This window comes from Ensifer adhaerens (genome assembly GCF_002007205.1).
GTDB classification, from domain to species: domain Bacteria; phylum Pseudomonadota; class Alphaproteobacteria; order Rhizobiales; family Rhizobiaceae; genus Ensifer; species Ensifer adhaerens_D.
The window spans coordinates 235,938-254,053 of the sequence record NZ_LAZS01000009.1 but is presented as its reverse complement, the minus strand read 5'-3'; the positions used below and the strand labels follow the sequence as shown (position 1 = coordinate 254,053).

The following is an 18,116-nucleotide window of genomic DNA, read 5'->3' as shown; positions in this document are numbered from 1 at the left end:
AATGTCCTCGACACCCCTCGCCCTTTTTGTCGGCCTTCCGAACCCTACGCTTTCGGACGACGAGTTCGCCCTGTTCCGCGAAACCAACCCGCTCGGCCTCTTCGTCGGCCGCCGCAACCTGCGTGATCCGCACCAGGCGAAGGTTCTGATCGAACGCTTCCGCGAAGCGGTCGGCCGCGAAGACGCCCCTGTTTTCACCGACCAGGAGGGCGGCCGCGTCCAGCACCTCGATGCCGGTCCCTGGCCGCTGTTCCGCTCCTTCGGCGAATTCGCCGAGCTCGCCCGCCACGATTTTGCCCTCGGCAAGAAGGCGCTGCGCCTGTCGAGCCAGGCCATGGGCACGATGATGACGGAACTGGGTCTTTCAAGCGGCTGCTCGCCGGTGCTCGACCTCGTCTTTTCGACGACGAGTTCGGTCATCGGCGCCCGTTCGTTCGGCGCCGATCCAGACTTCATCGCAGCGCTCGGCCGCGAAGTGGTCGACGGCCTGCTCGAAACCGGCAACATGCCTGTCATGAAGCACATCCCCGGCCATGGCCGCGCGACGCGCGATTCGCACAAGGAGCGCCCGGTCGTCGACGCCTCGCGCGAATTGCTGACCTCCACCGACTTCAAGCCCTTCGTCGCGTTGCGCGACACGCCCTGGGCCATGGTAGCGCACGTCGTCTACTCGGCTTTCGACAAGGATCTGCCGGCGTCGATCTCGCCGGTCATGCACGACGTCATCCGCAACAACATGGGTTACGACGGCGTGCTCGTCTCCGACTGCATCTTCATGGAATCGCTGCGCGGCACACTGCCGGAACGCGTTCGCCAGGTGCTCGATGCCGGTTCCGACATTGCGCTGCACAGCCACGGCACGCTCGCGGAAAGCGAAGCGGCAGCCAAGGCCGCAAGGCCGCTGACTGAAGCCGCCCAGAAACGCATCGCGGCAGGCAAGGCGCGCCTCGGCACGCTGAAGGTCGACGTGCGCGCAGCCCATGCCGAGGTCGAGGACATTTTCAACAGCGCCCTCGTCGCCTGACCGAAACAAGAAATCCTAGCGATCTAAAAGGGGAACTACCGTGAAAAAATCGCTTCTCGGCGCCGCCACCGCGCTCGCCCTCATCGCCGGTCCGGCCGCCGCACAGTCCGTGCTGACTGCCAATATCGAACCGGCGACCACCTGGGTTCGCAACTTCAACCCGTTCAACCAGACGTCCGCGCGCCAGAGCACGCTCGACTTCATCTACGAGCCGCTGGTCGTCTTCAACCGCTTCGACGGCAACAAGCCGGTCTTCCGTCTGGCGGAAAGCTTCAAGCTTGCGGACGACCTGAAGTCGATCGAGTTCAAGCTCCGCCCGAACCTGAAATGGTCGGACGGCAAGCCGCTGACGGCGGCCGATGTCAAGTTCACCTACGACTACCTGAAGAAGTTCCCGGCGCTCGACTTCGTCAGCATCTGGACCTTCATCACCGGCGTCGAAGCCGTTGACGGTGAGACCGTCCGCTTCACGCTCGCCAATCCGAGCTCGCTTGCCGCCGAGCAGCTGGCGCAGCTGCCGATCGTGCCCGAGCATGTCTGGAAGGACATCGGCGAGCCGGTCACCTTCGCCAACGAGACGCCCGTCGGCAGCGGTCCGCTGACCGAAATCCCGCGCTTCACCGGCCAGACCTACGACCAGTGCCGCAACCCGCACTATTGGGACGCGGCAACGCTCAAGGTCGACTGCGTGCGCTTCCCGCAGCTGGCCGACAACAACCAGATCCTGACGGCGACCGCGTCGGGCACGCTCGACTGGGGCGTTTCCTTCATCCCCGACATCGAGAACGTCTATGTCGCCAAGGATCCGGAGCACTTCCACTTCTGGTATTCGCCGAGCAGCATGGTCGCCTTCCTGTTCAACCAGGAAACCGCGAACGAAAACAACCGCAAGGCCTTCAACGACGTGAAGTTCCGGCGCGCTGCCTCGATGGCGCTTGACCGCGGCACCATGGTCGACGTCGCCGGCTACGGCTATCCGACGCTCAACGAAGATCCGGCCGGCATGGGCGAACTCTACAAGAGTTGGGCCGATCCGTCGGTCGCCGCCGATTTCGGGAAATACGGCAAGTACGACGCGGATGCCGCCAAGGCGCTGCTCGACGAGGCCGGCTATGCCGACAAGGACGGCGACGGCTTCCGTGACAATCCGGACGGCAGCAAGATCTCCTTCTCGATCATCGTACCGAGCTCCTGGACCGACTGGATCGACACGGTGACGATCGCCGTCGAGGGCCTGCAGGCCGTCGGCCTCGATGCCAAGATCGAAACGCCGGAGGAAGCCGTCTGGACCGGCAACCTGATCAACGGCACCTTCGACGCGGCGATCAACAGCCTGCCGGCATCGGCCTCGCCCTACTACCCCTACAAGCGCGCCTTCAGCGCATCGGACAAGGGCAAGACCCGCTTTACCTCGCAGCGCTGGTTCAGCCCGGAAGTCGAAGCGCTTCTGACCGAGTTCACCCAGACCGCCGACCCTGCCAAGCAGAAGGAAGCGATGAACAAGGCGCAGCGCATCGTCGCCGAAAACATGCCCATGATGCCGGTGTTCAACAACCCGAACTGGTACCAGTACAACACCAAGCGCTTCAAGGGCTGGGCGACGGCGGAAAACCCCTTCGTCAATCCGTCGATCACCCGCAACAACCCGGCGCGTCTCCTGCACCTGCTGGCGCTTGAACCGGTGAAGTAACGCGATCGCAGGCATGGTGCCCTCGCAGACGATGTTCCGCGAGGGCACCATGTCGTGATCCGGCAACTGTGGCGGCCGGCCTTCGTCCGCCACCCGGTCGTCCTGGGGCCTGCCCTGAAGACGATCTGACAAGAAGACAGCCCTGCCGCCTGACGCCCTCTGCGGCGGCCGCAGTCGATGGAGTTCCCGATGGCCTTTCTGCTACGCCGCCTCTGCTTCTACCTGGCGGCCTTCGTCGCGGCGGCGACGATCAACTTCTTCCTGCCGCGGCTGATGCCCGGCGACCCGGTGCAGATCATGTTTTCGAGCGCCGGCGCCGAGTTGCCGCCCGAAAGCCTGCAGGCCCTGAAACTCACCTTCGGCTTCGTCGACGGCCCGCTCTGGCAGCAGTACCTCACCTATCTCGGCAGCATCTTCAGCGGCGACCTCGGCCGCTCGATCAAATATTTCCCACTGCCGGTGACGACAGTGCTCGGCAATGCGCTGATCTGGACCGTCGGCCTGATGGGCACGGCCACCATCGTCAGCTTCGCGCTCGGCACCTTCCTCGGCATTCTCGCCGCCTGGCGGCGCGGCAGCCTCTTCGACGTCATCGTTTCCGTCGGCGCGATCTTTGCCACGTCGGTGCCGGCCGTCGTCACTTCGCTGATCGTCGTCTTCACCTTCGGCTTCACGCTCGGCTGGTTCCCGACCGGCTACTCCGCCGACCCGGCGCTCGATCCGGCCTTCACCTTCGAATATCTCGGCAGCGTGCTCTATCACGGCATCCTGCCGATGCTGACGCTCTGCGCCGTCCTGACCGGCGGCTTCGCTGTGACCATGCGCAACAACATGATCAACCTGCTCGGCGAGGACTACATCGTCATGGCCCGCGCCAAGGGGCTGTCCGACAGCCGCGTTATGCTCTGGTATGCCGCCCGCAACGCGCTGCTGCCGACCGTATCGAGCCTTGCCATCGCCATCGGCACGGTGCTCGGCGGTTCGCTGGTCACCGAGGTGGTGTTCAACTATCCCGGCCTCGGCAACATCCTCTACCAGGCGATCCTCGCCCGCGATTACCCCGTCATCCAGGGACAGCTCTTGATCATGACCGCCACCATGCTCATCGCCAATTTCGTCGTCGATGTCAGCTACGTGCTGCTCGACCCGCGACTGAAGAGGGCGTGATATGAAGACCTCCTCCTTTCCGCTCATCCACAACCGCAAGGCCATGGTCGGGGCGCTGATCGTAGCATTCATCTTGGCTGTCGCGATCGCAGCCCCCTTGTTGACCTCCTATGACCCGGGCGCGCGCGTCGGACGGCCGCATCAGTCACCGTCGCTCGAGCACTGGCTCGGTACCACCCGTATCGGCCAGGACGTCTTCGCCCGCCTCATCTACGGCGCACGCACGTCGCTCGCCGTCGGCTTCGGCGCCGGGCTTCTCATCACCATTGTTGGCACAGCACTCGGCATCATCGCCGGCTATCGCGGCGGCAAGATCGACGAGGTCATCAGCTTCTTCACCAACATGGTGCTGGTCGTGCCGAACCTGCCGCTGCTGCTCGTGCTCGCCGCCTTCATCGGCCAGGCAAGCCCGTGGGTCATCGCGCTCATTCTCGGCTGCACGTCCTGGGCCTGGGGTGCCCGCGTCACCCGCGCAGAGACGCTGTCGGTCAAACAGAAGGACTATGTGAAGTCCGCCGAGATGATGGGCGAGCCCCGCTGGCGCATCATGACCTTCGAGATCTTCCCCAACCTCATCTCTATCGTCGGCATCAACTTCATCGGCAGTGTGATCTTCGCGATCATCACCCAGGCGACGCTCGAGTTCCTGGGCCTCGGCGATCCCAAGGTCGTTTCCTGGGGCACGATGCTCTATGCGGCGCAGAAGGCGTCTGCCCTTTCGGTCGGCGCCTGGTGGGACATCCTGACGCCGTGCTTCGCACTCGCCTTCCTCGGCATCGGCCTGTCGCTGCTCAACTTCGCCGTCGACGAGATCGCCAATCCGCGGCTTCGCACCGGCAACCGGCTCGGCCGCTGGTCTGCCCTTATCCGCTCCGGGGAGGGCCGCCTGTGACCGCACCTCTGCTTTCGGTCAAGAACCTGACCATTGACTACATTGGGGAGACCGACGACTTCCGCGCCGTCGACAATGTCAGCTTCGACGTTGCCCCTGGCGAGGTCTTCGGCCTTGCCGGCGAGAGCGGCTGCGGCAAGAGCACGATCGCCTTTGCCATCAGCCGGCTGCACAAGCCGCCGGCGCTGATCCGCAAGGAAAGCGCGATCCTGCTCGATGGCCGCAATGTGCTCGACCTCGACCAGAGGGATCTCGCCGACTTCCGCTGGCGCGAAGTGGCGATGGTGTTCCAGAGCGCGATGAATTCGCTGAACCCGGTCCTGCGGATCGAGCAGCAGTTCTACGACGTGCTGAGGACGCATAAGCGCATCACCCGCGCGCAGGCGCGCGACCGAACCGCCGAGATGCTCAAGCTCGTCGATATCTCGCCGGACCGCATGCGCGACTATCCGCATCAGTTTTCCGGCGGCATGCGCCAGCGCATCGTGATCGCCATCTGCCTGGCGCTCGATCCGCGGCTGATCGTCATGGACGAGCCAACGACGGCGCTCGACGTCGTCGTGCAGCGCGAAATCCTGCAGCGGATCAACGAACTCCGCCGCAAGCTCGGCTTTGCCGTGCTCTTCATCACCCACGATCTTGGGCTGATGGTGCAGTTCTGCGACCGCATCGGCATCATGCTCGGCGGTAAGCTGGTCGAACAGGGCACTGCCGACGCCATCTACCGGACACCGGAGCACGACTACACGAAAAAGCTCTGGGCCTCCTTCCCCTCGCTGCACGGAGGCGTTCTTCGATGACCGGCATGTCCGCACCCATTCTGACGCTCGACAAGGTCAGCAAGACCTTCGGCAATGGCCCGGGCGCCGTGCGCGCCGCGCGTTCTATCTCGTTCTCGCTGCATGCCGGGCGGGCACTTGCCGTGGTCGGCGAGTCCGGCAGCGGCAAGACCACCTGCGCCCGCATCGCCATGCGCGAATACGAGCCGAGCGAAGGACGGCTGCTCTACAAGGGCAAGCCCGTCGACGCGGCCGGTGCCAGGGAAATCGCCGACTATCGCCGCTCGGTTCAGATGATCTTCCAGGATCCCTTCGCTTCGCTCAATCCGGCCCACACCATCGCCTACCACCTGAAGCGGCCGCTGATGCTGCATCGTGCTGACATCAGGGGTGCGGCGGTCGACGAAGAGATCAGGGCCCTGCTTCGGCAGGTGAAGCTCGATCCTGAAATCGTCGCGCCGAAGTACCCGCACGAGCTCTCCGGCGGCCAGCGCCAGCGCGTCAACATCGCTCGGGCGCTCGCGGCCAAGCCCGAGGTCATCGTCGCCGACGAGCCGACCTCGATGCTCGACGTTTCCGTGCGGCTCGGCGTGCTCAATCTCTTGAGCGAAATGAAGCGCGACATGAACCTCGGCCTGCTCTACATCACCCACGACATCGCGACCGCCCGCTATGTCGCCGAGGATATCGCGGTGATGTATGCAGGCCAGATCGTCGAATGGGGCAACACCGGCAAGGTCATCGACAACCCGGCCCATCCCTATACCAAGCTGCTGCTTTCGGCGGTGCCCGATCCGGACATCCGCTTCGACGATCCGAACGCGCAGGTCAGTTCCGCGGAAGCGGATGAAACCCGCCGCCGCTCGGCCGCGACGCAGGAGACGGTCCGCGAGGTAGGGCCCGATCATTTCGTGCGCGCGGCCTGAACCGCCTGCCGATAGCGTCAAACAAAAAACGCCCCGCAAACCGCGGGGCGTTTTTTTGTTGGTCGCGAAAAGCGCAACCCCGTCGATTTGGCCCGGCGCCCTCACGCGCGCCGGGCTCGAAAATCAGGCGGCTTCGCGCTTTTCGACGTCGGTCGGGACCTTGGAAATCGTCTTCAGGATCTGCGAGGCGATCTGGTAGGGGTCGCCCTTGGAGTTCGGGCGGCGGTCTTCGAGATAGCCCTTGTAGTCGTTGTTGACGAAGCTGTGCGGAACGCGGATCGACGCGCCACGGTCAGCCACGCCATAGCTGAACTGGTGGATCGAAGCGGTTTCGTGCTTGCCGGTCAGGCGCATGTGGTTGTCCGGGCCGTAGACGGCGATGTGATCGGCGCGAGCCTCGGCGAAAGCAGCCATCAGCTCTTCGAAGTATTCCTTGCCGCCGACTTCGCGCATATAGGCGGTCGAGAAGTTGGCGTGCATGCCCGAGCCGTTCCAGTCGGTTTCGCCGAGCGGCTTGCAGTGGTATTCGACGTCGATGCCGTACTTTTCCGTCAGGCGCTGCAGCAGGTAGCGGGCAAGCCAGATTTCGTCGGCGGCCTTGCGCGAGCCCTTGCCGAACACCTGGAATTCCCACTGGCCCTTGGCGACTTCGGCGTTGATGCCTTCATGGTTGATGCCGGCAGCCAGGCAGATGTCGAGGTGCTCTTCGACGATCTTGCGCGCCACGTCGCCGACGTTGCCGAAGCCGACGCCACAGTAGTAGGGACCTTGCGGCGCGGGGTAGCCGGCGTCCGGGAAGCCGAGCGGGCGGCCGTTCTGATAGAAGAAATACTCCTGCTCGAAGCCGAACCAGGCGCCGTCGTCATCGAGGACCGAAGCGCGGGTGTTGGTCGGATGCGGCGTCTTGGCATCGGGCATCATGACTTCGCAGAGGACGAGAACGCCGTTCTTGCGCTCCGGATCCGGATAGACGGCAACCGGCTTCAGCACGCAGTCCGAGCTGCTGCCTTCGGCCTGCATCGTCGAGGAACCATCAAAGCCCCAAAGCGGCAGCTGCTCAAGCTGCGGAAAAGCGTCGAATTCCTTGATCAGGGTCTTGCCGCGCAGGTTCGGGGTGGGCTTGTAACCGTCGAGCCAGATGTATTCGAGCTTAAACTTTGTCATTTCGTTCTCTCACATGACGCCAGGAATGGCTTGGTTCCGAAGCGGTTGGGCAATCCAGATTGGCTGCCCGACGACCGATGCCAATTAAGAAGCATTAATCGTGCCAACTCGGATTAAGCGTCGAGAATCCAGAAAAAAGCGTCATTAGAGGCAGGTGCGAGGGCTGCCGAACCGATACCACAGCGCAAGGAAGCAGCGATTCGCACAAAAAATAGGCAAAACCTGCCCGACTCCGCGGCAAAATAGGGCGGCAAGACTGCGATCGCCGATCCAGCGCCACCAGATGCCGGCGATTGCCTGCAAAACGTGCAGTGGCGCAATCAACCGAACAGCTCAGCTTCAACGCCCGACGACGCATTGGCGCATGATCGTGGGCAGAACCTTGAAAAGCCGTTCGTCATCGCATTGGGAAACGTTGAAGCGCAGGAAGTCGTTGGCCGTGCCGGCATGGGAAAAGACGTTTCCGGGCGCCAGCACGATCTCCTGCTGCAGCGCCTTCTGCGCCACCGCGGCCGCATCGATACCGGCGGGCAGGCGGCACCAGAGGAACATGCCGGCCTGGGGCTCGATCCATGGCGTGATGCCGATCTCGCCGAGCCGCGCCGCTGTGTCTGTCATCGCCCGCGTCAGGCGCTGGCGCAGCGCCTCCATATGCTTGCGATAGCTGCCGTCCTTGAGCATCGAAAAGACCAGCTCGGCCGCAAGGCTCGGTCCGCCGAAGGTGGTGGCGACCTTCAGGTCGATGAGCCCCTCGATCCAGTCGCGCGGCGCGGCAATGAAACCGCAGCGGATGGAGGCAGAGAGGGTCTTCGAAAAGCTGCCGATCTGCACGACACGGTCAAGCCCGTCGAAGGCAGCGAGCCGCGGCGCCGGCGTATGCTCGAAATCCGCGAAGATATCGTCCTCGACGACCGTCAAGCCGGCCTGTTCGGCAAGCTTGAGCAGACGATGGGCAATGACCGGCGAGAGCGTGGCGCTTGTCGGATTGTGAAGCCCGGAATTGGTGATGTAGAGCCGCGGCCGGTGGGTTGCGAGAACCTCAGCGAATTTCTCGAGATCGGGCCCCGAAGGCGTATAGGGCACGCTCACGACCTCTGCCCGATGGGCGCGCAGCAGAGCATGGAAATTGAAATAGCAGGGGTCGTCGACCACGACCGTATCGCCTGGCTCAATCAGGAAGCGGCAGAGCAGATCGATCGCCTGCGTCCCGGATTCCGTCAGGATGATCTGGTCGGGCGAGGCCTCGACGCCATGCTCGCCAAGACGACGCGCCAGAAGCTGGCGCAACGGCCGATGGCCAAGCGGCGTTCCATAATCCGTCAGCCCGCTCGCCTCCAGCCGGGAGGATGATTTGAGTGCGCGGCGAATGGCGGCCTCCGGCATCCAGCTCGGCGGCAGCCAGCCACAACCCGGCTTCAGCACGCTGTCGCCCGTTTCCAGCGCCTGGCGCGACACCCAGAGCGGATCGACGGCGCGGTCGAGCCGCGGTCCGATTTCGGCCAGAGACAGGGGTGCCAGCGGCGCCGACACGAAGAAACCGGCGCCGGGCTTCGAGCGGATGACCCCTTCGGCGACCAGCCGCTCATAGGCTTCGACGACGGTCGACTTGGAAACGTGCATGGTCTTGGCGAAGGCGCGGATCGACGGAAGCTTGGCGCCGGGCGTCAGGACGCGCCCCGAAATCCGCTGCCGGATCGTCGCCATCACCCCTTCGAGCAGCGTTTCGCCACCGATCTCCATCCCCTGAATCGTCATCCGTACTGCCCATCTATCCAATACAGTTTTGTGCAACTGTACCGCATTGTCTCTGGCAAGACCACTCTTTCCGGCCGATACAGGCGAAAAGGAGAATGCTATGGACAAGAGCGCAGACGGTTGGGTGAGCGGTTTTCTCGGGGTGCTGATCTTCAGCGGATCACTGCCGGCGACCCGCGTCGCAGTGATGGACTTTGATCCGGTGTTTCTGACGGTCGCGCGCGCGGCGATCGCCGGCCTGCTCGGCCTGCTGCTGCTTATCGTCTTCCGCCAGCCGCGTCCCGCGCGGGCCGATCTCGTTTCGCTGGTAATCGTCGCCTTCGGCGTCGTGCTCGGTTTCCCGCTGCTAACCGCGCTCGCCTTGCAACATGTCACCTCGGCGCATCTGATCGTCTTCGTCGGCCTTCTTCCGCTGGCAACCGCAATCTTCGGCGTGCTTCGCGCCGGCGAGCGGCCGCGCCCGGCCTTCTGGCTCTTCTCCTCCCTCGGAAGTGCTGCCGTCGTCGGCTTCGCGCTGGTGCAGGGCTTTGCCGCATCGCCCGTCGGCGACCTCCTGATGCTCGGCGCCATCATTGTCTGCGGCCTCGGCTATGCCGAAGGCGCCAGCCTTTCGCGCAAGCTTGGCGGCTGGCAGGTGATCTGCTGGGCGCTGGTCCTGTCCTTGCCGATCATGCTGGCGTTGACGCTCTTCACGCTGCCGGCCTCCTTCGCAACCGTCACGAACGGCGCCTGGGCGGGCCTTGCCTATGTCTCGCTCTTCAGCATGCTCGTCGGCTTCGTCTTCTGGTATCGCGGCCTCGCACTCGGTGGCGTCGCCGGCGTCGGACAATTGCAGTTGCTGCAGCCCTTCTTCGGCCTTGCGCTTGCGGCAACGCTCCTCGGCGAGCCGGTCAGCTGGAGCATGCTGGCCGCGACCGGCGCGATCGTGCTCTGCGTTGCCGGCGCCAAGAAATTCGCGAAATAGGCGGCTTTCGCAGTGCTCCACAGCTCGAAGCGCCTAGGTCACCGACTCATAAAGCGCATCCAGATTTGGCTGAAGGGAGTTTGACGAGAACAAGGTAGTTTATCGCTTCGACGGTAACTACACGTTCCAGATCGTCGACCGGTTCGGCACCGGCTACGTCACCGTGGATCAGATGGCCAGCACGACGCCGATCCCGGAAAGTTCAACGCTACGCCTACGCCGAAGGCCCTACCCTTCAACGACTTCGCTGATCTGCACGATGGGGGCGATGTCGGTATAGCGGGTGACGTCCGCGGCGATCTCTGCGCGGTGGGGACCCAACGCCTCCTCGAATGTCGCCAGACTCGGCGAGTAGACGTGGCACGCCGCGACGAACTCCGGCGCGCTTCCAGGTTCGCGACCCGCAAGGCCCTTGTCGATCTCGTAGCGCAGGCAGGCATCGCCGAGCCGTTCCTGGATCAGCGGCATATGGCGGGTGCGGTAGTAGTCGTGATCGAACTTCGAACCGCCATCGGCCGGATAGTAGACACTCATCTTGATCATGGTCGGGCCCTGCCTGAACGCCTCTCCGAGCGTTCGAGGGGCCTTTCTAGCTCACCGACTCGCAAAGCGCATCCAGATTTTGGCTGAAGCGAGTTTGACGAGAGCAAGATAGTTTTCGCTGTGCTCTTCGATGCGGGTGGCGACGGCACGGAAGTGCTTGAGTTTGCTGAAGAAGCGCTCGACGAGGTTACGGTACAGCTACCGCCAGCAGTTTATGAGTGCGCGACCTAGAGGCGATCGAGCTTCAGCCGGTCGCCGAGCAGATCGAGAAAGCGGCGGATCTTTGCAGATGGGCTCCGCCCCTCCAGCCAGAGCGCATGGATCGGCACCGGAGCAGGCTCGAAGTCTTCAAGGACGGTTCCGACCTTGCCCGCGTCGATCAGATGCTTGATCTGCCAGAGCGGCGAAAAGCCGAGGCCAAGCCCCTCTTCCACCGCCGAATAGATCGCGTTCATCGAGTTGGTGCGAAACGCGCCGCTCACCTTGACCGCACGGGCGCGGCCGTCGACGGTGAACATCCAGACGCCGGGCCGTTCATCGCCCGTGCGCGTGACGCAACGATGCTCAGCGAGGTCCAGCGGGTGCAAGGGCCGGCCGAAGCGGGCGAAATAGGCTGGCGCGCCGAAGACGACGCGGCGAAGCGCACCCAGACGCTTGCCGGTCAGCCCGGAATCCTGGAGATCGCCGATCCGCACGGCCAGATCGAGGCCACTTGCCGCAAGATCGACGAAGGCGTCGGAGAGGTCGAGATCGACCTCGACCCCTGGATATTTCGCCATGTACTCGGCAATAACAGGCATCAGGAACCGCGGCGCAAACAGGTTGGGCGCTCCGAGCCGCAACACCCCTGACGGTTCGGATCGCCGCTGCGCCGCCTCCTCGCGCGCCTCGTGGATCTCCTCCACCGCGGACTTGATACGCCGATAGAAGCTCTCGCCCGCCTCGCTCGGCATCGAGCGGCGGGTCGTACGGTGCACCAGCTCTACTCCGACATCCGCTTCGAGCATGGCGAGCGACCGGCTGACGGTCTGCAGCGGCCTTCCCAGCCGCTTGGCAGCAGCCGTCAGGCTGCCGTGCTCGACGATTGCCAGAAAGGCCTCCAGATCTTCGATGCGGCTCATAAAACAATCCCGTTTTCCGAGAGAATAAATCACATTCCGCGCTGATTGTCCGTCTTCTTGTGCGTCATTAGCTTGATGTCATGACTGATCGACAGCATGAAAGGCAAATCAGATGAAGCAGCGTTCCAACACGGTCCTCGTCGTCGGCGCTACCGGCCGCTTCGCCGGCCTCGTCGTCCCGGAACTGGCGCGACGGGGCGCAAGAGTTCGCGCCCTCGTCCGCGACGAAACGCAGGGCGCGGTTGCAAGATCTCGTGGTGCTGCAGAGGTCGTACTCGGCGATCTGCGCGAGCGCAGAAGCCTCGACCGGGCGCTCGCGGGTGCCGCGGGCGTCTTTCATATAGGCCCCGCCTTTGCGCCGGACGAGGCGGCGATGGGCGTATCGATGGTCGAAGCCGCCGTGCGCGCCGGCGTCAGGAAATTCGTCTTCTCCTCGGTCATCCAGCCGACCCACACGCGACTGAAGAACCATGCGGCCAAGATCCCGGTCGAGGACGCGCTCTATTCTTCACCGCTCGAATACACCATCCTGCACCCGGCAAACTTCATGCAGAACCTTCGCTCCGCCTGGGCGAACGTGCTCGCAACCGGCACCTTCGCCGAACCGTTTCCGACGACGGCGCGCATCGCCCGTGTCGACTACCGCGATGTCGCCGAGGTTGCGGCGATCGCGCTCACCGAGGACCGGCTCGCCTATGCGACGCTGGAACTCTCAGCCGAGGGCCGGCACGACCGCGAGGAAATCGCCCGCATGATGAGCGAAGCGCTCGGGCGCCCGATCTTGGCTGCGGACATCGGCTTTCATGAGTGGGCAAAACCGTTGCGCGGAACGTTCACCGATCATCAGCTCGAGCTGCTCGGGAAAGTCCATGCGCACTATGCGGAGGTGGGGCTTGGCGGCAACAGCCTGACGCTACGCGCAGCCCTTCAGCGCGAACCCCGCAGCCTCGAGCGTTTCATCCGCGAGCTGGCGCAAGCCTAGCGACAAGGACCGTCGGCGCGGCCGGCGGACGGCTAATTCCCTCTTCTTCAAAATCCCGGAGTACATCCCCATGCCAAAGAAACTTCCACACCGGTATCAGGCGATCGTCATGCCATTGGTCCTCTCTGTCCTGATGTCCGCCATCGTCTCCTTCGTCTCGACCGCGAGCGGCAGCGGCCTTCAGCCCGGCCTGTTGGCCTTGTGGCTCAAGGCCTGGATCTTCTCCTGGCTGGTCGCGTTCCCGAGCCTGCTTGTGGTTCTTCCGGTCGTGCGCCGCATCGTGGCGGCGACGGTGGAGCAACCGCGCAGCAGTTCCTGAGGCGGCAGCGTGGTACCCACTCACTCTCGGCGGTCACCCGCCGAGCGCTGCCCCTTCACCGTTCCGGCCTCCCGCTGCCGTCGAGATTTTTAGGATATCTAAAAACGATTGACAGGAAATCGGCGTGCATCCTAGCTTGAGGAGAGACGAGAGGGGACAGACAGTGACGACGGACCATGCCAGCGGCGCATCGACCGGCGAGGCAGAGGCCCCGTCGCTCGGCGATCGCCTGCGCCAGCGGCGCAAGACGCTGAAAATGACGCTTCAGGAGGTCGCCGACGAGGCAGGCTTTTCCGTCGGCTTCATCTCGCAGATCGAGCGCGGCATCACCGTTCCGTCACTGACCTCGCTGATCGCCGTCTGCCGGACCTTGAAGGTCGAGGCCGGCAGCTTCCTCAACCCGCCGAAGGTGGCGACGCCGTTCACCCGCCGCGAACACCGGCCGGTCTATGGCCTCGGCGGAGAAAGCCTCAACGCGGTCTCCTATGAGCGGCTCTCCGCCTCCTTTCCCGGCAATGTGCTCAGAAGCACGATCATCCACGAACCGCCCGGCCATCGCAGCGAGCCGATGTCGCATGAGGGCGAAGAAATCTTCTTCATTCTGAAGGGCGCGCTAACGCTGGAAGTGGACGGCGAGCCGATGGTTCTCGAAGCGGGCGACTCCGCCCATTTCCCGTCATTGCGCGTCCATACGATGTGGAACCACACCAGCGAGCCGACCACGATCCTGCACACCTGCACCATGGACGTCTTCGGCGACGGCGACCCGTCGGGAAGCCCTGCCGGCAGCCTTGCGGTGACCCGCGCCGAGAACCGGCGGGGCGCTTCCGGCAAGATCGAAAGCGAACAAGGAAACTGAGTGGAGAGTGGTGGCGGCCCCATGCGGAGCCAGGCGCCATGCACCCCGGCGCTCGCCGCCAGACGTGGCGCCGGGACACAAATCGGGATGTCGCGCAACGCCCGTCGATAATACCAGTTTAAAACCGACGAAAAATTTTGCATAAGGAATCATCTCAAAAAGGTGATCCTCATGAGCGATCAGGCAACTCTCGATTTTCTTGCACGTGCCATGTCGGGCGACAGCGGTGAGCCGCTCTATCGTCGCCTGGAAGAGGCGATCAAGCAGGCGATCAATGTGTCGACCCTTCGCCGCGGCGCGGTCATCCCCAGCGAACGGGACCTGAGCGAAGGTCTTTCGATCTCGCGCGTGACCGTGCGCAAGGCGATCGAAGGCCTCGTCGCCGACGGCCTGCTCGACCGCCGCCAGGGGGCAAAGACCGTGGTTTCCTCGCGCGTCGAGAAGTCGCTGGCGACGATGACCAGCTTCTCCGAGGATATGCGCTCTCGCGGACTTGAGCCCGGCTGCACCTGGATTTCGCGCGAAATCAGCCGCCCCTCACCCGCCGAAATGATGGCGCTCGGCATTCCCGCGGGAGAAAGGATCGTACGCCTTCGGCGTCTGAGAACCGCCAACGACACCCCGATCGCGATCGAAACGGCATCGCTTCCCGCCCGCTTCGTGCCGGATCCCGACGCCATCGGCGCGTCCTTGTACGAATATCTCGCAGCCCACGGGGCGTTGCCCGTCCGGGCGCTGCAGCGCATGCAGGCAAAGCCTGCGAGCGACGAGGAGCGCCGCCTGCTCGGAACACTCGACGATACGAGCCTGCTCGTCATGGAACGGCGCTGTTTCCTCGCCGACGGGCAGATCGTCGAGTTTACCCAGACCAAGTACCGGGGCGACGTCTACGACTTCGTCATCGAACTGATGCGATAATACCAGTATAATTCCTGTTGCAATCTGGTCTTACACTGTTACCGTGAGGCCTCCATTGGGAGAGCCTGCGTGACCTTCGACATCCACAGCCTCAAGCACGGCCTCATCGTTTCCTGCCAACCGGTGAAGGGCGGCGTCATGGACAATTCCGCCATGGTTGTCGGTTTCGCGCTGGCAGCACTCGACGGCGGCGCAACGGCCCTTCGCATCGAATCCGCGGACTATGTTCGCGCCGTACGCCAGGCGACCGATCGTCCGATCATCGGCCTCGTCAAGCGCGACCTTAAGACTTCGCCGGTGCGCATCACCCCCTTCATCGAGGACGTCGAGGCGCTGGCGAAAGCCGGCGCCGATATCATCGCCTATGATGCTACGGCCCGCGAAAGGCCTGTCGCGACCGGGACGCTGATCGAGCGCATCCACGCCGCCGGCAAGATAGCCATGGCCGATTGCTCTGTTTTCGCCGACGCCGAGCGCGCCCTGGCGGAAGGTGCTGAGATCGTCGGCTCAACCCTTGCCGGTTACACCGGACCGATCGAGCCGACGGAGCCGGACTTCGCGCTCATCGCCGCCATGCGCAGGCTGACCCCCCACGTGGTCGCCGAAGGCTGTGTGCGCACGCCCGAACAGGCCGCTCAGGCGCTTCAGGCCGGGGCCTTCACCGTCGTCGTCGGTTCCGCGATCACGCGGCCCGAGCATGTGACGTCATGGTTCAGGCAGGCCCTCGATCAAACGCTTGCCGGACGCGAGGCCTGAACATGGCTGAGCCCCGGACCGTTCTTGCGATCGATGTCGGCGGCACGAAGATGCTGGCCGCCCTCGTCCGCGGAGCAGAGATCATCGACACGCTGCGGATGCCGACACCGCGTGAAGGCGATCCGGCGCAGTGGCTCGCCGCGCTCTTCGGCGCGATCGCGTCCTGGCGCGGCGCCTACGGTTCGGTCGGCGCTGCGGTGACCGGCATCGTCGACGACGGCCATTGGTCGGCACTCAACCGCAAGACACTCGACATACCCGATCGGTTTCCGCTGACGGCGACGATCGAGCGACTGGCCGGCGTGCCGGTGCTGGCTGCAAACGACGCCCATGCGGCTGCCTGGGGCGAATACGCCTTTGGCGCCGGCAACCGCGAGGACATGGTTTTCCTGACGATCTCCACCGGTATCGGCGGTGGCATCGTTCTGAATGGACGTCTGCTCGGAGGGCTTGCCGGACACTTCGGCCAATCGCGCAGCGCCGATTGGCCTGATGATACGCTCGAAGATCGCGTGTCCGGCCACTGGATCGCCAGGGAGGCGGCCCCCCACCAAACGGGCGCCACGGCGCGCGACGTCTTTTCCGCCGCCCACGATGGACACGCTTGGGCCAAGCGCATCATCGAAACATCCGCAGAGCGAACCGCTCTGCTCTGCCGCAACGTCCAGCTCACGCTGGACCCGAGGCGCATCGTTATCGGCGGCAGTATCGGTCTGGCCGAAGGTTATCTCGTCGCCGTCGAACGCGCACTGGAAACCGCGCCGCCACGACTTCGGCCATCGCTACATGCCGCCGCCCTTGGGGAGAATGCAGGGGTGATCGGCATTGCTGATCTTGCAGAGCGTCAACAAGACTTGAGGGAGAACCAAAAATGACATTTGCGACCACGAAAAGACGTGCGCTGCTTACGGCAGCGGGCATTGCTGGGTTGCTGGCGGCGACGCCAGCCCTTGCGGAAGTAACAGTGCTCGGCTGGCCGGGCGGACCGGAAGAAACGGCCCTGCGTGCCGCTGCCGATGCCTACAACGCCAAGCCCGACGTTGCCGAGAACGACAAGGTCGAACTCCTGTTCTTCAACCGCGACGGCTTCTGGGACAAGTTGCAGGCCGATCTCGCCGCCGGCTCGAAGGCCTTCGATCTCAACCTGCTCGCCACCTATTCGATCGGCCGCTACGCGCCGTTCATGGAGCCGGTCGAACTGTCGGACGAAGCCAAGGCGGTCTATGGCGACTCCGTGCTGGCGACCATGCAGTACCAGGGCAAGCAATATGGCGTGCCGACCGATCTCTCGCTGCACTTCATGTACTTCCGCAAGGACCTCATCGAGGCCCTGCTGAAGGATGACGCCGGCAAGGCGAAATATGCCGAGATCTCGGAAAAATACCTCGGCAAGAAACTGGAGCCGAAGACCCCGGACGAATGGACCTGGGACGACTACGCTGCTACCGCGCTCTATTTCACCCAGGCGGTCAACCCGGACAGCCCGACGCGCTACGGCACGGTGCTGCAGCTCAAGAACCTGCTGTTCAACATCATGGTCTGGCAGTCGGTGCCGCGCGCCTATGGTGCGAACTGGATGGACGACAGCGGCAAGATCACCGTGAATTCCGATGCCTATCGCAAGGGCCTCGAGATCTACAAGCTGCTTTATGACAATGGCGCAACGCCGAAGGACTCGCTGTCCTACGAGTTTGCCGAGGCGAATGCCGCCTTTGCCTCCGGCCAGGTGGCCGCCATGCTGCAATGGAACGCGGCCGCTGGTGATCTGACCAGCAAGGAGAAATCGCCTGCTGTTGCCGAAGTGACCGAAACCGTCGCCCCGCCCGCCGGCCCGGAAGGACGCTTCACCCATATCCACGGCCTCGGTTTCGGCCTCAACAAGAACGCCGAAAACAAGGAAGGTGCGGCCAAGTTCCTGAAGTGGCTGTCTTCCAAGGAAGCCGCGCTGACCTACGCCAAGAACAGCGGCGCACCGGCCCTGACGCCGGAGGTGGTTACCGAGGTCGCAGTTGCTCGGCCTGACCTAGTCAAGCTCGGCGAATTCGCCGGCAAGTACGGTTACGTCATGAACGGGGCCACCTCGGCCAAGGCACTGTCCGTCTACGAACTGCAGGCCAAGGAGTTCACCGGCTACTGGTCCGACCAGCAGTCGATCGACGATGCCCTCGCCAACACCGAAAAGGGCATGGCGGACCTGCTGAAGTAAGGGACGGGGTTGCGGCGTCTCTCGGGAGGCCGCAACCCTCCACCACAGGCG

At 63.8% G+C, this 18,116-nt stretch carries 16 protein-coding genes and 2 pseudogenes; 13 read left to right on the top strand and 5 right to left on the bottom strand.

The window, feature by feature from the left end:
- The first annotated feature begins 1 nt into the window (after position 1).
- The 6 genes from XB14_RS21880 to XB14_RS21855 all read left to right on the top strand — a co-directional run bounded on the left by XB14_RS21880 (position 2) and on the right by XB14_RS21855 (position 6,478).
- Positions 2-1,024, top strand: coding sequence for a glycoside hydrolase family 3 N-terminal domain-containing protein (locus tag XB14_RS21880; protein WP_077963941.1), 1,023 nt, complete (start codon positions 2-4; stop codon positions 1,022-1,024).
- A 40-nt stretch (positions 1,025-1,064) separates the two neighbouring features.
- Positions 1,065-2,714, top strand: a complete 1,650-nt coding sequence (locus tag XB14_RS21875; protein ID WP_077963939.1) for an ABC transporter substrate-binding protein — start codon at positions 1,065-1,067, stop codon at positions 2,712-2,714.
- 189 nt (positions 2,715-2,903) lie between these two features.
- Complete coding sequence (locus tag XB14_RS21870; protein WP_077964074.1) at positions 2,904-3,881, top strand: ABC transporter permease; 978 nt, start codon at positions 2,904-2,906, stop codon at positions 3,879-3,881.
- Position 3,882: 1 nt separating this feature from the next.
- Positions 3,883-4,773 (top strand): ABC transporter permease, encoded by an 891-nt coding sequence (locus XB14_RS21865; RefSeq protein ID WP_034790082.1) that lies wholly within the window; start codon positions 3,883-3,885, stop codon positions 4,771-4,773.
- Positions 4,770-5,573, top strand: coding sequence for an ABC transporter ATP-binding protein (locus tag XB14_RS21860; protein WP_077963937.1), 804 nt, complete (start codon positions 4,770-4,772; stop codon positions 5,571-5,573). Before XB14_RS21865 ends, XB14_RS21860 begins: the two co-directional genes overlap by 4 nt.
- A 5-nt stretch (positions 5,574-5,578) precedes the next feature.
- Positions 5,579-6,478 (top strand): ABC transporter ATP-binding protein, encoded by a 900-nt coding sequence (locus XB14_RS21855; protein WP_077964073.1) that lies wholly within the window; start codon positions 5,579-5,581, stop codon positions 6,476-6,478.
- A gap of 123 nt (positions 6,479-6,601) precedes the next feature.
- On the opposite strand, the gene XB14_RS21850 is transcribed toward XB14_RS21855, so the two are convergent.
- On the bottom strand, positions 6,602-7,642 hold the full coding sequence (locus XB14_RS21850; RefSeq protein WP_077963931.1) for a glutamine synthetase beta-grasp domain-containing protein: 1,041 nt from the start codon (positions 7,640-7,642) through the stop codon (positions 6,602-6,604).
- A 339-nt stretch (positions 7,643-7,981) separates the two neighbouring features.
- A complete protein-coding gene (locus tag XB14_RS21845) occupies positions 7,982-9,397 on the bottom strand; it encodes a PLP-dependent aminotransferase family protein (protein ID WP_077963930.1) in 1,416 nt (471 codons plus the stop codon).
- A gap of 100 nt (positions 9,398-9,497) precedes the next feature.
- Between XB14_RS21845 and XB14_RS21840 the strand changes: the two genes are divergently transcribed.
- Positions 9,498-10,361 carry a DMT family transporter gene (locus XB14_RS21840; protein WP_077963928.1) on the top strand — a complete coding sequence of 288 codons (864 nt, stop codon included), beginning with the start codon at positions 9,498-9,500 and terminating at the stop codon, positions 10,359-10,361.
- A gap of 228 nt (positions 10,362-10,589) precedes the next feature.
- Here the strand turns inward: XB14_RS21840 and XB14_RS21835 are convergent, their stop codons facing one another.
- The 3 genes and pseudogenes from XB14_RS21835 to XB14_RS21825 all read right to left on the bottom strand — a co-directional run bounded on the left by XB14_RS21835 (position 10,590) and on the right by XB14_RS21825 (position 12,025).
- Entirely contained in the window at positions 10,590-10,904 is a 315-nt protein-coding gene (locus XB14_RS21835) for an EthD family reductase (protein ID WP_077963926.1), read from the bottom strand.
- A 51-nt stretch (positions 10,905-10,955) separates the two neighbouring features.
- Positions 10,956-11,096 (bottom strand): annotated as a pseudogene (locus tag XB14_RS33960) (IS5/IS1182 family transposase); the annotation flags it as partial.
- Positions 11,097-11,131: 35 nt separating this feature from the next.
- Positions 11,132-12,025 carry a LysR family transcriptional regulator gene (locus XB14_RS21825; protein ID WP_077963924.1) on the bottom strand — a complete coding sequence of 298 codons (894 nt, stop codon included), beginning with the start codon at positions 12,023-12,025 and terminating at the stop codon, positions 11,132-11,134.
- A gap of 112 nt (positions 12,026-12,137) precedes the next feature.
- Here XB14_RS21825 and XB14_RS21820 point away from each other — a divergent pair, with 112 nt between their 5' ends.
- From XB14_RS21820 to XB14_RS21790, 6 genes and pseudogenes are all read left to right on the top strand, one after another.
- Entirely contained in the window at positions 12,138-13,007 is an 870-nt protein-coding gene (locus tag XB14_RS21820) for an NmrA/HSCARG family protein (RefSeq protein WP_077963920.1), read from the top strand.
- Between the two features lie 70 nt (positions 13,008-13,077).
- On the top strand, positions 13,078-13,326 hold the full coding sequence (locus XB14_RS21815; protein ID WP_077963918.1) for a DUF2798 domain-containing protein: 249 nt from the start codon (positions 13,078-13,080) through the stop codon (positions 13,324-13,326).
- A 163-nt stretch (positions 13,327-13,489) separates the two neighbouring features.
- A complete protein-coding gene (locus XB14_RS21810) occupies positions 13,490-14,185 on the top strand; it encodes a helix-turn-helix domain-containing protein (RefSeq protein ID WP_210190037.1) in 696 nt (231 codons plus the stop codon).
- Between the two features lie 171 nt (positions 14,186-14,356).
- On the top strand, positions 14,357-15,103 hold the full coding sequence (locus tag XB14_RS21805) for a GntR family transcriptional regulator (RefSeq protein WP_077964060.1): 747 nt from the start codon (positions 14,357-14,359) through the stop codon (positions 15,101-15,103).
- Positions 15,104-15,241: 138 nt separating this feature from the next.
- Positions 15,242-16,734 (top strand): annotated as a pseudogene (locus XB14_RS33955) (putative N-acetylmannosamine-6-phosphate 2-epimerase).
- A complete protein-coding gene (locus XB14_RS21790) occupies positions 16,731-18,065 on the top strand; it encodes an extracellular solute-binding protein (RefSeq protein WP_077963914.1) in 1,335 nt (444 codons plus the stop codon). Before XB14_RS33955 ends, XB14_RS21790 begins: the two are co-directional and overlap by 4 nt.
- Positions 18,066-18,116 lie beyond the last annotated feature (51 nt).

Coding starts and splice junctions, on each gene's coding strand:
- XB14_RS21880 (WP_077963941.1), top strand. CDS start 2: ATGTCCTCGACACCCCTCGCCCTTTTTGTCGGCCTTCCGAACCCTACG.
- XB14_RS21870 (WP_077964074.1), top strand. CDS start 2,904: ATGGCCTTTCTGCTACGCCGCCTCTGCTTCTACCTGGCGGCCTTCGTC.
- XB14_RS21865 (WP_034790082.1), top strand. CDS start 3,883: ATGAAGACCTCCTCCTTTCCGCTCATCCACAACCGCAAGGCCATGGTC.
- XB14_RS21855 (WP_077964073.1), top strand. CDS start 5,579: ATGTCCGCACCCATTCTGACGCTCGACAAGGTCAGCAAGACCTTCGGC.
- XB14_RS21850 (WP_077963931.1), bottom strand. CDS start 7,642: ATGACAAAGTTTAAGCTCGAATACATCTGGCTCGACGGTTACAAGCCC.
- XB14_RS21845 (WP_077963930.1), bottom strand. CDS start 9,397: ATGACGATTCAGGGGATGGAGATCGGTGGCGAAACGCTGCTCGAAGGG.
- XB14_RS21840 (WP_077963928.1), top strand. CDS start 9,498: ATGGACAAGAGCGCAGACGGTTGGGTGAGCGGTTTTCTCGGGGTGCTG.
- XB14_RS21835 (WP_077963926.1), bottom strand. CDS start 10,904: ATGATCAAGATGAGTGTCTACTATCCGGCCGATGGCGGTTCGAAGTTC.
- XB14_RS21825 (WP_077963924.1), bottom strand. CDS start 12,025: ATGAGCCGCATCGAAGATCTGGAGGCCTTTCTGGCAATCGTCGAGCAC.
- XB14_RS21820 (WP_077963920.1), top strand. CDS start 12,138: ATGAAGCAGCGTTCCAACACGGTCCTCGTCGTCGGCGCTACCGGCCGC.
- XB14_RS21815 (WP_077963918.1), top strand. CDS start 13,078: ATGCCAAAGAAACTTCCACACCGGTATCAGGCGATCGTCATGCCATTG.
- XB14_RS21805 (WP_077964060.1), top strand. CDS start 14,357: ATGAGCGATCAGGCAACTCTCGATTTTCTTGCACGTGCCATGTCGGGC.
- XB14_RS21790 (WP_077963914.1), top strand. CDS start 16,731: ATGACATTTGCGACCACGAAAAGACGTGCGCTGCTTACGGCAGCGGGC.